At 67.7% G+C, this 13,212-nt stretch carries 15 protein-coding genes; 9 read left to right on the top strand and 6 right to left on the bottom strand.

The window, feature by feature from the left end; translation table 11 throughout:
- Positions 1-95: 95 nt before the first annotated feature.
- Positions 96-578, top strand: coding sequence for a hypothetical protein (locus AC0IYU_RS01915; RefSeq protein WP_472112390.1), 483 nt, complete (start codon positions 96-98; stop codon positions 576-578).
- Between the two features lie 38 nt (positions 579-616).
- Positions 617-1,156: a peptide deformylase gene (gene def, locus AC0IYU_RS01910; RefSeq protein ID WP_472112387.1), complete on the top strand. Its 540-nt coding sequence runs from the start codon at positions 617-619 to the stop codon at positions 1,154-1,156.
- Positions 1,157-1,162: 6 nt separating this feature from the next.
- Here def and AC0IYU_RS01905 read toward each other — a convergent pair whose 3' ends face one another.
- The gene (locus AC0IYU_RS01905) at positions 1,163-1,558 is read right to left on the bottom strand and encodes a DoxX family protein (RefSeq protein WP_472112384.1); all 396 of its coding nucleotides are present in this window, start codon (positions 1,556-1,558) and stop codon (positions 1,163-1,165) included.
- 165 nt (positions 1,559-1,723) lie between these two features.
- On the opposite strand from AC0IYU_RS01905, the gene AC0IYU_RS01900 reads away from it, so the two are divergent.
- The 4 genes from AC0IYU_RS01900 (at position 1,724) to AC0IYU_RS01885 (ending at position 6,452) form a co-directional block, all read left to right on the top strand.
- Positions 1,724-2,758 (top strand): amino acid ABC transporter substrate-binding protein, encoded by a 1,035-nt coding sequence (locus tag AC0IYU_RS01900; RefSeq protein WP_435440335.1) that lies wholly within the window; start codon positions 1,724-1,726, stop codon positions 2,756-2,758.
- Entirely contained in the window at positions 2,755-3,753 is a 999-nt protein-coding gene (locus AC0IYU_RS01895) for an amino acid ABC transporter permease (RefSeq protein WP_435440334.1), read from the top strand. The genes AC0IYU_RS01900 and AC0IYU_RS01895 overlap by 4 nt, the downstream gene beginning before the upstream one ends.
- The gene (locus AC0IYU_RS01890; protein ID WP_472112382.1) at positions 3,750-4,805 is read left to right on the top strand and encodes an amino acid ABC transporter permease; all 1,056 of its coding nucleotides are present in this window, start codon (positions 3,750-3,752) and stop codon (positions 4,803-4,805) included. Before AC0IYU_RS01895 ends, AC0IYU_RS01890 begins: the two co-directional genes overlap by 4 nt.
- 273 nt (positions 4,806-5,078) lie before the next feature.
- Complete coding sequence (locus AC0IYU_RS01885) at positions 5,079-6,452, top strand: homoserine dehydrogenase (RefSeq protein ID WP_472112379.1); 1,374 nt, start codon at positions 5,079-5,081, stop codon at positions 6,450-6,452.
- 7 nt (positions 6,453-6,459) lie between these two features.
- Here AC0IYU_RS01885 and AC0IYU_RS01880 read toward each other — a convergent pair whose 3' ends face one another.
- Positions 6,460-7,932 (bottom strand): sodium:solute symporter family protein, encoded by a 1,473-nt coding sequence (locus tag AC0IYU_RS01880; protein ID WP_472112377.1) that lies wholly within the window; start codon positions 7,930-7,932, stop codon positions 6,460-6,462.
- A complete protein-coding gene (locus AC0IYU_RS01875) occupies positions 7,929-8,225 on the bottom strand; it encodes a DUF3311 domain-containing protein (protein ID WP_472112375.1) in 297 nt (98 codons plus the stop codon). Before AC0IYU_RS01875 ends, AC0IYU_RS01880 begins: the two co-directional genes overlap by 4 nt.
- A 202-nt stretch (positions 8,226-8,427) precedes the next feature.
- On the opposite strand from AC0IYU_RS01875, the gene AC0IYU_RS01870 reads away from it, so the two are divergent.
- Genes AC0IYU_RS01870 through AC0IYU_RS01860 form a run of 3 tightly spaced genes read left to right on the top strand, consistent with a single transcriptional unit; the run spans position 8,428 to position 10,434 of the window.
- Positions 8,428-8,964, top strand: coding sequence for a helix-turn-helix domain-containing protein (locus AC0IYU_RS01870; protein WP_472112372.1), 537 nt, complete (start codon positions 8,428-8,430; stop codon positions 8,962-8,964).
- A 40-nt stretch (positions 8,965-9,004) separates the two neighbouring features.
- Positions 9,005-9,358 (top strand): TIGR04076 family protein, encoded by a 354-nt coding sequence (locus AC0IYU_RS01865; RefSeq protein WP_472112370.1) that lies wholly within the window; start codon positions 9,005-9,007, stop codon positions 9,356-9,358.
- Complete coding sequence (locus tag AC0IYU_RS01860) at positions 9,355-10,434, top strand: aldo/keto reductase (RefSeq protein WP_472112368.1); 1,080 nt, start codon at positions 9,355-9,357, stop codon at positions 10,432-10,434. Before AC0IYU_RS01865 ends, AC0IYU_RS01860 begins: the two co-directional genes overlap by 4 nt.
- Here AC0IYU_RS01860 and AC0IYU_RS01855 read toward each other — a convergent pair.
- From AC0IYU_RS01855 to AC0IYU_RS01845, 3 genes are read right to left on the bottom strand one after another with little or no spacing between them, the layout of a single operon-like run.
- The gene (locus AC0IYU_RS01855; RefSeq protein ID WP_472112366.1) at positions 10,400-10,810 is read right to left on the bottom strand and encodes a PPC domain-containing DNA-binding protein; all 411 of its coding nucleotides are present in this window, start codon (positions 10,808-10,810) and stop codon (positions 10,400-10,402) included. The genes AC0IYU_RS01860 and AC0IYU_RS01855 overlap by 35 nt on opposite strands.
- A 4-nt stretch (positions 10,811-10,814) precedes the next feature.
- Entirely contained in the window at positions 10,815-12,470 is a 1,656-nt protein-coding gene (gene pgm / locus AC0IYU_RS01850) for a phosphoglucomutase (alpha-D-glucose-1,6-bisphosphate-dependent) (RefSeq protein WP_472112363.1), read from the bottom strand.
- The gene (locus AC0IYU_RS01845; RefSeq protein WP_472112360.1) at positions 12,467-13,150 is read right to left on the bottom strand and encodes an HAD family hydrolase; all 684 of its coding nucleotides are present in this window, start codon (positions 13,148-13,150) and stop codon (positions 12,467-12,469) included. The genes pgm and AC0IYU_RS01845 overlap by 4 nt, the downstream gene beginning before the upstream one ends.
- Positions 13,151-13,212: the final 62 nt, after the last annotated feature.

The following is a 13,212-nucleotide window of genomic DNA, read 5'->3' as shown; positions in this document are numbered from 1 at the left end:
CTTTACCGGCCGTTACGCCGCTTCATCGCAGCGCAGTCAACAGGGTCTACAACCTGACGTTGAAAGATAACTGAAGGCCACAAGGAGAGTTCCTCATGAAAAAAATCCGAGTTCTTGGTGCCAGCGTTGCACTTGGCGGCGTTGCGCTGCTGAGCGGTTGCGTGGGGGTTCCCGGCGATCCGTACTACGGTGGCGGCTACAACGCGGGCTATGGCGGCGGTTACTCGTCGGGTCCCTACTACAGCGAGCCTGCGCCCGTGGTGGTTGCACCCGCGCCGGTCTACATCAATGGAGGCGGCTACTACGAGCGTGATCGCCGTCCTTATTACGACGGTGGGCGCCAGTACTACGGCCGGCCCGGCTATCCGGCAGCGCGACCCGGCTATCCGCAAGGCGGACGTCCGAACTACCAGGGCGCGCGGCCTGGCAACTACCCGCAACCCGGTGCTGGCGGCGGAGGTCGGCCCCCCGCCGTGGCATTCCCGCAGCAGCGCCAGGCGCCGCTCGCAGGCAGCGTGATGCGCCCGCCACCGGGCGTGCCGGCCCGTGAGGGCCCGTCGCTCGCCGACAAACCCTGAGTCGTCATTGGGTGAGGGCCGGTGGCGATAATTCCGCCATGGCCATTCACGACATCCTGAAAATGGGCGATCCCCGGTTGCTGCGCATTGCACAGCCGGTCACCGCCTTCGATACCGACGAACTGCATCTGCTGGTGCGCGACATGTTCGAGACCATGCATGCGGTCAACGGCGCCGGCCTTGCGGCGCCGCAGATCGGCGTCGACCTGCAACTCGTGATCTTCGGCACCGACATCGTCAACCCCCGCTATCCCGATGCGCCGCCGGTGCCCCGCACCGTGCTGCTGAACCCCGTCATCACCGCGCTGGACGACACGGAGGAAGAGGGCTGGGAAGGGTGTCTTTCGGTGCCGGGCCTGCGCGGCGTGGTGCCGCGCTTCGCCAACATCCGCTACACCGGGCTCGATCCGTACGGCGACCCGATCGAGCGCATTGCCACGGGCTTCCATGCGCGCGTGGTGCAGCATGAAGTCGACCACCTGCTGGGCAAGCTGTACCCGATGCGGGTGCGCGATTTCTCGCGCTTCGGCTACACCGAGGTCCTGTTTCCAGGCCTCGATGCGGCCGACGACGATTGACGCTGCTCAGTTGTACTTGCTGCTGAGGGCGAAGCGGCCGCCGCCCATGAACGCCAGGGCCAGCGCCGCGAACAGGAACATGCCTTGCAGTTCCAGCGCCCAGCCGCCTTGCTTGCCGAGTGCGGTCAGGTCCTTCATGTGGACCAGCGCGAACGCCACCAGCATGTTGATGGCCACGATCCAGGCGGCCGGCCGCGTGTAGAGACCGATGATCAGCAGCACGGGCGCCACGATCTCGCCGATGTAGACCAGGTAGGCCAGCGCGCCCGGCAGCCCATGCTGTGCCAGCATGCCGGAGATGAAGCCGACGCCGCCCTGCAGCTTGGCGATGCCATGCAGCAGGATCAGCACGCCTAGCGAAACACGCAGGATGAACTTGCCGGTGTCGTCGGATTTGACCATTTGAGTAGGTTCCAGTGAGAGTGTTGAGAGGGCCGTATGGTAGTGAACATCCGGCACTTCCAGTCAGCCTCTTGCCGTGCATATGCATCCAACCCCGAGTTCTTTGGCAGAGTCCGGTGCCGGCCCGTACACTGCCTTTCGCTTACTGATGAGGAGAACACACCAATGAACAATCGATTCCGCCCGGCATTGCTCGCCGCCGCCTGCGTCCTCGCGCTGGCCGCTGCCGCACCGGCCTTCGCAGGCAAGACGCTCGACGCCGTCAAGCAGCGCGGCACCGTCAAGTGCGGCGTGACCAACGGCGTGGCGGGCTTCTCCGCACCGGACACGCAGGGCAACTGGTCGGGCCTCGACGTCGACACCTGCCGCGCCATCGCGGCGGCCGTGCTCGGCGATGCGAAGAAGGTCGACTTCGTGCCGCTCAATTCGCAGCAGCGCTTCTCAGCCCTGCAGGCCGGCGAAATCGACATCCTCGCGCGCAACACCACCTGGACGCTCACGCGCGACGCGTCGCTGGGCTTCAACTTCACCACCATCACCTACTACGACGGCCAGGGCTTCCTGGTGCCGAAGAAGCTCAAGGTGACGAGTGCCAAGCAGCTGAAGAACGCGACCATCTGCACGCAATCGGGCACCACCAACGAGAAGAACGTTTCCGACTACTTTCGCGGCCTGAACATCCCGGTCAAGACCGTCGTGTTCGAGAGCTTCGAGGCCTCGTTCAAGGCCTTCTTCTCGGGCCGCTGCCAGGCCTTCACGACCGACGCCTCGGCGCTGGCCGGCCTGCGCAACAAGGAAGCGCCCAACCCCGACGACTACCTCATCCTGCCCGAGCTGATCTCCAAGGAGCCGCTCGCACCGCTGGTGCGCCGCGGCGACGACGAGTGGTTCGCCATTGCCAAGTGGGTGCCCAACGCATTGATCGAAGCCGAGGAATTCGGCGTCACGCAGGCCAACGCCGACGAGCTCAAGGCCAACAGCAAGGACCCCGCGCAGCAGCGCTTGGTCGGCACCGGTGAAGACCTGGGCAAGCTGCTGGGCCTGGACAAGGACTGGTCGTTCCGCGCCATCAAGGCCGTGGGCAACTACGGCGAAATGTTCGAGCGCAACGTCGGACCGAAGTCGGTGCTGAAGCTGCCGCGCGGCTCCAACAACCTGTGGAGCAAGGGCGGCCTCATCTACGCACCCCCGGTTCGATGAGTCCTGAGGCCTCGCGCCGCGGCGCCTGGCTGGCCTGGGTCGTCCAGGCGCTGCTGGTGCTGGCCGTCGTGGCCGGCGCGGTCTGGGTGGTCCACCATGCGCTCGAGGTGCTTCGCGCGCGTGGCGTTCGCTCCGGCTTCGACTTTCTGACCGAGCCCGCGGGCTTTTCCATCAGCGAGGGCTGGCTCGACTTCGATGCGGGCCAGCCGTCCTGGCGCGCCTTCCTGGCGGGCCTGATCAACACCGTGCGCGCGGCGGTGCCCGCAGCCATTTTCTCGGTGGTGCTCGGCACGCTGATCGGCATCGGCCGGCTGGCGCCTCATGTGCTCCTGCGCGGCATCTGCACCGCGTATGTCGAGCTGCTGCGCAACGTGCCGCTGCTGGTGCAGCTGCTGATGCTGGCCTTCGCCATGGCCAACCTGCTGCCCGACCCGACCGAGCCCGTTCGGCTGTTGCCGGGCGTGTGGCTCAGCAAGGGCGGCCTCGCCGTGCCCTGGCCGGTGGCGGGCGAGGGCGGCTGGTGGCCCACGCATTTCGAATGGCCCGAGCGCGGCGACTTCGGCGTGAGCGGCGGCGCGGCGCTGAGCCCGGAGTACGTGACCATCGTTGCCGGCCTGAGCTTCTATTCGGCCGCGTTCGTGGCGGAGATCGTGCGCGCGGGCATCCTGTCGGTGTCGCAGGGGCAGGTGCTGGCGGGGCAGGCGCTTGGGCTGTCGTCGGGGCAGCAGTTGCGCATCGTCGTGCTGCCGCAGGCGCTGCGGGTGATCGTGCCGTCGCTCACCAACCAGTTGCTCAGCCTGACCAAGAATTCGTCGCTGGCGGTGGCCGTGGGCTATCCGGAGCTGGTGTCGGTGGCCAACACCACCATCGGCTCCAACGGCCGTGCCTTCGAGTGCATCGCCATCATCATGGCGGTCTACCTGATGCTGTCGCTGCTGATTTCCTTCGGCATGAACCGATACAACGCGCGCGTCGCCTTGCGAGGCTGGCAATGAGGAACGTCGCGCAGGGGCCCATCGCGTGGCGCAGCGAACTGTGGGGTTCGCCGCTGCGTGCGCTGGCCACGGTGCTGCTTCTGGCGGTGCTGGCGTGGGTCGGCTTTCATGTCGTTGAATGGGGTGTGGTGCACGCCGTGTTCCGGCCCGACGCCGAAGCCTGCCGCGCGGTGAAGCACGGGGCCTGCTGGGGCGTGGTGGCGGAGAAATGGCGCCCGATGCTGTTCGGACGCTTTCCCTACGAAGAGCAATGGCGTCCGGCCATCGCGGTGGTCGTGCTGTCGGCCGTGACGGTGCTGAGCGCCTGGCCCCGCAGCTGGCGCTGGTGGCTGCTGCCGCTGTGGGTCGTCGCGCTGCTGCTGTTCGTGGGGCTGATGCGTGGCGGCGTGCTCGGCCTGGCCCCTGTGCCCACCAGTCGCTGGGGCGGCCTGCCGCTGACCATCGGGCTGGCGGTGGTCGGGCTGGCGCTGGCCTTTCCGCTGGCTTTGCTGCTGGCGCTGGGGCGCCGTTCGGGCTGGCCGGTGGTGCGCACCTTGAGCGCGAGCTACATCGAGCTGGTGCGCGGCGTGCCGCTGATCTCGGTGCTGTTCATGGCGTCGTTCCTGCTCCCGCTGCTGTGGCCCGCCGGCTGGCAGCCCGATGTGCTGGTGCGCGTGCTGGCCGGACTCACGCTGTTCGTGGCAGCCTACCTCGCCGAGATCATCCGTGGCGGGCTGCAGGCCGTGCCGCGCGGGCAGACCGACGTGGCGATGGCGCTGGGCTTCGGGCGCTGGCCGGTGCAGCGCGACATCGTGCTGCCGCAGGCGCTGCGCCTCGTGGTACCCGCACTGACCAACAGCGTGGTCGGCACGCTGAAGGACACCTCGCTCGTGACCGTGGTCGGCTTGTTCGAGCTGACCGGCGCGCTGGGCCTGGCGCTGGGCGGCGACCCCACATGGCGGCCGTTCTACCTCGAGGGCTACCTCTTCGTCGCGGCGGTGTACTGGGTGCTGTGCTTCGGCCTCTCGCGCTACAGCGTGTGGCTCGAAAGGCGGCTGTCGGCCGCGCCCTGAGCCGGGCGGCCCAAAAAGCCTGTTGTACACTCCGGGCCTTCATGACGAGCCACAACTCCAACCCCGCATCCGCCGCAGCCTCCATGGCTCGCATGATGCCGCCTGCCTCCGTGCAGGCGATGGTTGTTGCTCGAATGATTACCACCATTACCTCCGCGGTCACCTGACACGCGCAGGTGGCCGTTCCGGCAGCCACCTGGTGTATCGCTCTCCCCCCGAACGAATGAACCCAGCTCTGGCAGCTGGGTTTTGTTTTTTCGTCTGGAGATGTCCATGTACCGCGATCCTGTTGAATCCCTCGAGCCTCTGCCCGGCAGCCTGAAAACCGATCGGGCGGCCATCCGTGCCCTGCGCGTGGGGATGATCGGCATCGGCACCGTGGGCTCGGGCACGTTTCGCGTGCTGGCGCGCAACCGGGCCGACATCGCGGCCCGCGCCGGCCGGCCGATCGAGCTGGTGATCGTCGCGGCGCGCGACCTGGCGCGGGCAACGGGCATCGTGGGCGACCGCGTGGCGCTGACGGCCGACCCTATGCAGGTCGCCACGCACCCCGATGTCGACGTCGTCGTGGAAGTGGCCGGCGGCACCGGTGCCGCACGCGACTGGGTGCTGGCCGCCATTGCGCAAGGCAAGCACGTGGTCACGGCCAACAAGGCGCTGCTGGCTGTCCACGGCACGGAAATATTCGCGGCGGCGCGGGTGCACGGCGTGGTCGTGGCCTACGAAGGCGCCGTGGCGGTGAGCATCCCCATCATCAAGGCGCTGCGCGAAGGCTTGGCCGCCAACCGCATCGAGTGGGTGGCCGGCATCATCAACGGCACCACCAACTTCATTCTCAGCAAGATGCGCGACGAAGGCCTGGACTTCGCCGCCGCGCTCTCCCAGGCACAGGCGCTGGGCTACGCCGAAGCCGACCCCAGCTTCGACATCGAAGGCATCGACGCCGCCCACAAGCTGACCCTGCTCGCCGCCAATGCCTTCGGCATGCCGCTGCGCTTCGATGACGCACAGGTGGAAGGCATCACGTCCCTGCAGGGCGCGGACGTGGCTTGCGCCGAGCAACTCGGCTACCGCATCAAGCTGCTGGGCGTGGCGCGCCGGCAGGCGAATGGCGTGGAGCTGCGCGTGCAGCCTGCACTGGTGCCGGCCGAGCACCTGATGGCGCATGTGAACGGCTCGATGAACGCCGTCATGGTCAAGAGCGATGCGGCAGGCCTCACGATGTACTACGGCGCGGGCGCAGGCTCGGAGCAGACCGCGTCCGCCGTGATCGCCGACCTGGTCGACGTGGCGCGGCTCGACGGCGTTCACGCCACGCAGCACGTGCCGCACCTCGGCGTGCATGCCCACGCGACGAACGCGCTGGCGGTGCTTCCCCGCGCCGCTGTGCACACCGCGCACTACCTGCGCGTGCCGGTCACGGCTGTCGGCCAGATCCAGGCGGTGACGGCCTGCCTCGCGGAACAGCGCGTGCCGGTGCGGCAGGTCGCAGTGGCCGCCGAGAAACCGGGCGTGGGCCCGCAGGTGCTGGTGCTGACCGGCCCCGTGGCGCAGGGCACGCTCGACCTGGCGGTGCATGCGCTGCAGGCACGGACCGAAGTGGCCGGCCCGGTGGTGACGCTGCGCGTGGAGGCGCTGGAAGGCTGAGCCCGCTTCAGGCCGCCCGAGGCTGCAGCCCCAGCGCGACCGCATCGCGCTGCGGCGCACGGGTGGCCAGGCTCACCACCACGACCACGGCGGCGTTGATCGCCATCGCGATCAGGCCGGCCTCCCACTGCGGCGCCGCCGTCGCCCAGAACTTCGCCGCGAACGGCGCCAGCAAGGCGACGAAGCCCGCCACCAACCCGGCGAGCACGCCGATGGCGCTGGTGCGTTTCCACAGGAATCCGAGGAACACGCCGGGCGCCAGCATGCCGATGGCCGAATAGGCGTCGAGCAGGATCTTCACCAGCGAACCCTTCTGGCTGATCGACAGCCACACCGCGATTGCCGCGAACACAACCAGCGAGCCGCGCGAAAGCGCCAGTGACCCGCGCTCGCCCAGTCCGGGCCGGAACGGCTGCACCACGTTGCGCGTGAAGATCGAGCCCGCCGTCAGCAGCAGCAGCGAGCCTGGCGCCAGCGCCAGCAGAAAGCCCGTGCCCGCAAGCAGCCCGACCGTCCAGGCCGGGTAACGGTCCGACACGAACTGCAGCAGGGCAGCGTTCAGGTTGCCGCCCGGCGGCTGGGTGTTGGCCAGCAGTGCCGCGAAACCCAGCAGGATGATGAAGAAATAGGCCAGCGAATACAGCGGCTGCCAGATCGCGTTGCGACGGATGGCGGTAGCGCTGTGCGCCGTGTACGACATCTGGAACAGGTGTGGAAAGACCCAGTTGCCCAGCGCGATGTTGATGGCCGAGGTCATGAGCCAGATCGCCGTGGTGGGCGAGGTGGCGTCCAGCCCCGGAAACTTGCCGATGCCCGGGTGCTTGCTTTCCGCCATCGAGAACAGGTCCATCAGCGAGGCCGCGCCGACCTTGCTGGCCACCGTCACGCTCAGCAGCACCACGACGACCACCATCAGGATGTCCTTCACGCCGGCCGCGAAGGCGGCGGAGCGCACACCGGCCGTGAACACGAAGGCGATCATCAGCACGCCGGCGCCGATGGTCGCGGCTTCGCTGGAGATGCTGTTGCCCAGCGTGAGCTGCACGATCAGCCCGAGGCTCACCAGCTGGATCTGCACGTACACCACCAGCGACGCGATGCCGACCATGCCCGTCAGCACGCCGAGCCAGGGCGCGTCGTAGCGCGCGGCAAAGAAGTCCGACTGCGTGAGCAACCCGCGCAGCCGTCCTGCGCGCCAGATCTTCGGCATCAGCCAGTAGCCGACCGCATAGCTCATCGAGACCGAGCAGAACGCCAGGTAGGCTGGCGCGCCCAGCGCCCATGCATACCCCGAGATGCCGAGTACCGCGAAGGTGGTGTAGACCTCGCCGGCGTTCATGAACCAGAACACCAGCGTGCCGAGGCTGCGGCCCCCGACGGCCCAGTCGGCGAAGCTCTTGCCGTGACCCGTGCGGCGGCCGTAGGCCACGGCGCCCGCCACGGTGGCCAGCAGGATGGCAAGGACGATCACGAGCTTCATGGCGCACCGTCCTTGCCAGCATCTTCGGCCTTCAGGCTCTTTTCCAGAAAGTCGGCCTCTTCGGCTTCGACGCCTGCCCGCGCGTCGAGCCGGAAGACGAGCGCAATCACCACGCTCGTGAGCACGATGCCCGCCATCTGCCAGAACATCGGAAAGGGCATGCCGAAGGGCCGGACTGCGATGTCGTTCACCGCCGGTGCGAGGCAGGCCTGCCAGACAAAGGGGAAGACCAGCAGCCATCGGTGGCCCAGGCGGGGTGGCTGGCTGCTGCGCGCGGGAGGGGTGTCGACCATCTCTCTGCTCCTGTAAAGTGATACTGCACAAAACTGGCTGGAGTGTGCAATCAGGTTGTCAAAAAACGCAAGCAGGGTTTCAGCTATTTCCAGGTAATAGCTATGCACCACCTTTGATCGAATGCACCGTTGACGTGCAGTCGCACAGCACATACCATCGCCAATCAATGAAGCCACACTGCACAACTCATGGAGCGCCCGAATGATCGGTGAGCGACTGAAGGAGCTTCGGACCGCACGCGGCCTGTCCTTGCGCGAGCTCGCGACCCAGGCCGGTGTGTCGGCCACGCTGCTCAGCCAGATCGAGCGCGCCATCACCGACCCCAGCCTCGAGACCATGCGGCGCCTGGCCGGCGTGTTCGGCGAGTCGGTCTCCTCGCTGTTCTCCGAAACCGCCCCGGCGTCGGTGTGGATCAGCCGCCCCGGCGAACGCTCGCTGCTCACCGCGCCCAAGGGGCAGGTCGGCTACGAGCGCCTCACGGCCGGCAATGGCCAGCTCGAAGTGTTGCGCGCGGTGCTGCAACCCGGCCAGGTATCGGCCGACGAACCGCGCGGCCACGCATCGACCGAGTGCGTGTACGTGGTCGCGGGCGCGCTGGTGGCGCAGATCGCGGGCGTCGACTACCCGGTGCTGGCGGGCGAGAGCATCTCGTTCGACTCGCGCCTGCCGCACCGCTACCTGAACCAGTCGAAGGCGCCGACCGAAATCATTCTGTCGGTGACGCCGCCCAACCCTTGAACACCTGATCACCTGCACACCTGAACATGCGAGGCCCACGATGACCCCCGACCCCAGTTTCACGCTCCACGACCTGCGCGTCGAAGTCGTCGCGCCGGAAGGCGCCCGCATCTACTGCGGCGCCAAGGTCGGCGACCATTTCGAATTGCGCGGTGAGATGCTGCACCTGCCCGAGGGGCAGGGCTTCTCGATCTATTCGCTGGGCGCCTTGCTGCCGCTGCTGGCCGCCAAGCAGCGGCCCACCGACGCGAACGACTGGATGAGCACCGACGCCGAGGTGGCCTGTCCCGACCCGAACTGTCCCTCGCGTTTTCTCATCACGCGCATCGGGCTGCGCACCTTTCGCCACGCCGACACCACGGCGGTTGTCCATCCATCGAACGAGTCCCCATGAACCCCTCGCAGCCTTCGAAGAATTCGCAACACCGCATCGAACTTGCGCCCGGCTATGAAATTTCACGCCTGCTGAAGGGCGGCTGGCAGTTGGCCGGCGGCCACGGCGACGTGGACCGCACGCGTGCCATCGCCGACATGGCGGCGTACTACGACGCCGGCATCACCACCTTCGATTGCGCCGACATCTACACCGGCGTGGAAGAAATGATCGGCGAGTTTCGCGCCGACCACGTCCAGCGCCATGGCCGTGACAGCCTCTCGCAGCTGCGCGTGCATACCAAGTTCGTGCCCGACCTGGCCCTCCTGCCGAGCATCGACAAGCGCCAGGTCGAGCAGATCATCGACCGCTCGCTGAAGCGCCTGCGGATGGAGCGGCTCGACCTCGTGCAGTTCCACTGGTGGAACTACGCCGTGCCGCGCTATCTCGAGGTGGCGCACTGGCTGGTGGAACTGCAGCGCGCCGGCAAGATCGACCGCCTGGGGGGCACCAACTTCGACACCGCGCACGCGCGCGAGATGGCCGATGCGGGCGTGCCGCTGTTCAGCATGCAGGTGCAGTATTCGCTGCTCGACCAGCGGCCCGCGCCGCTGATGGCGCCGTACGGAATGCAGTCAGGAATGAAGCTGCTGTGCTACGGCAGCGTGGCCGGCGGCTTCCTGTCGGAGCGCTGGCTGGGCGTCGGCGATCCGGGCCAGTCGTTCGAGAACCGCTCGTTGGTCAAGTACAAGCTCATCATCGACGACTTCGGCGGCTGGGACCTGTTCCAGCAGTTGCTGGGGCAACTGAAGCAGATCGCGCTGCGGCATGGCGTGTCGATCTCGACGGTGGCGATGCGCTGGGTGCTGCAGCAAGAGGCCGTGGCGGCCGTGATCGTCGGTGTGCGGCGCGGCGACCACTTGGCGGATCACCTGAAGGTGCTCGACCTTCAGCTGGATGCGGCCGATCTCGCGTCGCTCGATGCGGTGCTCTCGCAGCGCAGCGCGCCGAGTGGCGATGTCTACGCCGTCGAGCGCGACCTCGAAGGCCGCCATGGCCGCATCATGAAGTACGACCTGAACGACAAGCCGCACTGAATTCGGCGTAGCCGGTAAGCGGGTCGTGCGTGCGCGCGAACTGCCAGTCGGGCAGCACGGCGACAAGGATTTCGGCTGTGGTGCGTACCACGCACCCGGGCGCCGCATGCCCGCCGAAGACCCGGCCCTCGCTGTCCGACACGCTCATGTGAATGTGCGAACCGTCGGGCGACAGGCTGCCCGCCAGCGTGAGGATTTCCAGGTCGCCCTCGATGCGTGCCGGCGTCTCGGCACCCGCGAAGCGCACGCTGGCCCCGCGCAGGCTGCCGATGCCCGAGACGACGAACGCGGCCTGTGCACCGGCTTGCTTCAAGGCCGCATCGAGCGACGTCCGCAGGTCGTCACCCGGGTTCAGCCGCAGCACCAGCGTGTGCATGGCATCAAGACCCCGAGAGCGCCCCGTCCACCACCTGCTGCGCCTCTTCGAGGATGCGTGCCAGGTGCTCCGTGCCCTTGAAGCTCTCGCCGTAGATCTTGTAGATGTTCTCCGTGCCCGAAGGCCGCGCCGCGAACCAGCCGTTCTCGGTGACCACCTTCACGCCGCCGATGGGCGCGCCGTTGCCCGGCGCATGGCTCAGCACGTTCACGATCTTGTCGCCCGCCAGTTCGGTGGAGCGGATCTGTTCCGGCGACAGGCTCGACAGCCGCTTCTTCTGCTCGACGGTGGCCGCCGCGTCCACGCGGTCGGACACCGGCTGGCCCAGCGCCTGCGTCAGCTCCGCGTAGCGCTCGCCCGGGTCGCGCCCGGTGCGCGCGGCGATCTCGGCCGAGAGCAGGGCGGGCACCATGCCGTCCTTGTCGGTGGTCCACACCGTGCCGTCGTGGCGCAGGAAGGTCGCGCCTGCGCTCTCTTCGCCACCGAAGGCCAGCGAGGCATCGACCAGCCCGTCGACGAACCACTTGAAGCCCACCGGCACCTCGTACAGCCTGCGCGCCAGCCGCGCGGTGACGCGGTCGATCATCTGGCTGCTCACCACCGTCTTGCCGACCGCCGCCTGCGCGGGCCATTGCGGGCGGTGCGTGTAGAGGTAGTCGATCATCACGGCGAGGTAGCTGTTGGGCTGCATCAGCCCCGTGCTGCCCGCCACGATGCCGTGGCGGTCGTGGTCGGTGTCGCAGGCGAAGGCGATGCCGAAGCGGTCTTTCAGGGCAATCAGCTTGTGCATGGCGTCGGGCGACGAGGGGTCCATGCGGATGCGGCCGTCCCAGTCGAGCGACATGAAGCGGAAGGTCGGGTCGACCTCCTGGCTCAGCACGCTGAGCCGCGACAGCTTGTAGCGCGCCGCGATCGCCGGCCAGTAGTGCACGCCGGCACCGCCCAGCGGGTCGACGCCCAGGTCGATGTCCACGCCGCGGATCGCGTCCATGTCCAGCACCTGCGCCAGGTCCTCGACGTAGGTGTTGAGGTAGTCGTGCCGGTGCGTGGTCGAGGCGCGCAGGGCCTGCGCGAGCGGCATGCGCTTCACGCCCTCGAGGTTGTTGGCCAGCATCCTGTTGGCCGCCGCTTCGACGGCCGAGGTGATGTCGGTGCCCGCCGGGCCGCCGTTGGGCGGGTTGTACTTGAAGCCGCCGCTCTCGGGGGGGTTGTGCGAAGGCGTGATGACGATGCCGTCGGCCAGGCCTGTGGTTCGGCCTCGGTTGTAGACCAGGATCGCGTGCGACACGGCCGGCGTGGGCGTGTATTCGTCGTCCTTCGAGATCATCAGCTCGACCCCGTTGGCCGCGAGCACCTCCACCGCGCTGTTGAAGGCCGGCGTGGACAGCGCATGCGTGTCGATGCCCAGGAACAGCGGGCCGTCGATGCCTTTGTGCTTGCGGTAGTCGCAGATGGCCTGGCTGATGGCCAGCACGTGCCATTCGTTGAAGGCGTCGTCGAACGAAGAGCCGCGGTGCCCCGAGGTGCCGAAGGCCACGCGCTGGCTGGCCACGGACGGGTCGGGCCGCCCGGTGTAGTAGGCCGAGATCAGTCGCGGCACGTTGACCAGCAGGTCGAGCGGGGCGGGCTGGCCCGCGAGTGGGTTGGTGGCTTGGCTCATGTCGATGGAAAGTCGAAGTTGATCAGGTCGCCGATGCGTTCGATGGTGATGTCGGCGGGGGCGTAGGCGGCAATGGCCTGCGTGTCCAGCGCATAGTGCCCTTGCCGCACGAAGACCGTCGTCAGACGCGGCCCCCAGATGGCCTTCATGGCCGACAGGATGCGCAGCTTGTCGTCGATCATGACGTAGTGCTTCGCCGGGTGGCACTGCTCGATGGCGTCGAGCATCTGCTCCTTGTGCACGTAGATCAGCACGCGGCCCTCGGTGGCGTCCCACAGGCCCGAGCGCTGCACCTTGCGCGGCTGGAACACCACGTCGCCGTCGGACAGGATCACCGTGGGCCCATGGCGGCGCAGGTGCTTCAGGGCCTCCAGCGCGCCGGGGTAGAGCCGCTCGGCGAAGGGGTAGTCGATGAGAAAGCTCGACATCAGCAGCAGCCGGGAGTCGCTCATGCCGTGGCGGCTTTCCTCGGCGCGGTAGCGCTGCAGGGCGCCCAGGTAGTCGACGTAGCCCAGTTCGCCGCGCAACTGCTCGAACGCTGTCCAGTAGCGGTTGGCGCTGTCGGCGCCGAAGGCGTCCTCGAGGTGCTTGCGAAGGTCGGCAATGACCCGGTCGTTGTCGAGCAGGGTGTTGTCGACGTCGATCAGGAAAACAGTGGGGGCAGGCTGCTGCTGTGTCATGGAAGGGGCGGCCGGTGGGCCTGGGTGCGGGCGTCGGTTTCAGCATACGCCTCGAACGCGAG

This window comes from Variovorax sp. AC103, assembly GCF_979254005.1.
Note: the sequence above shows the minus strand (reverse complement) of the source record. Positions and strands in the feature narration are given on the sequence as shown.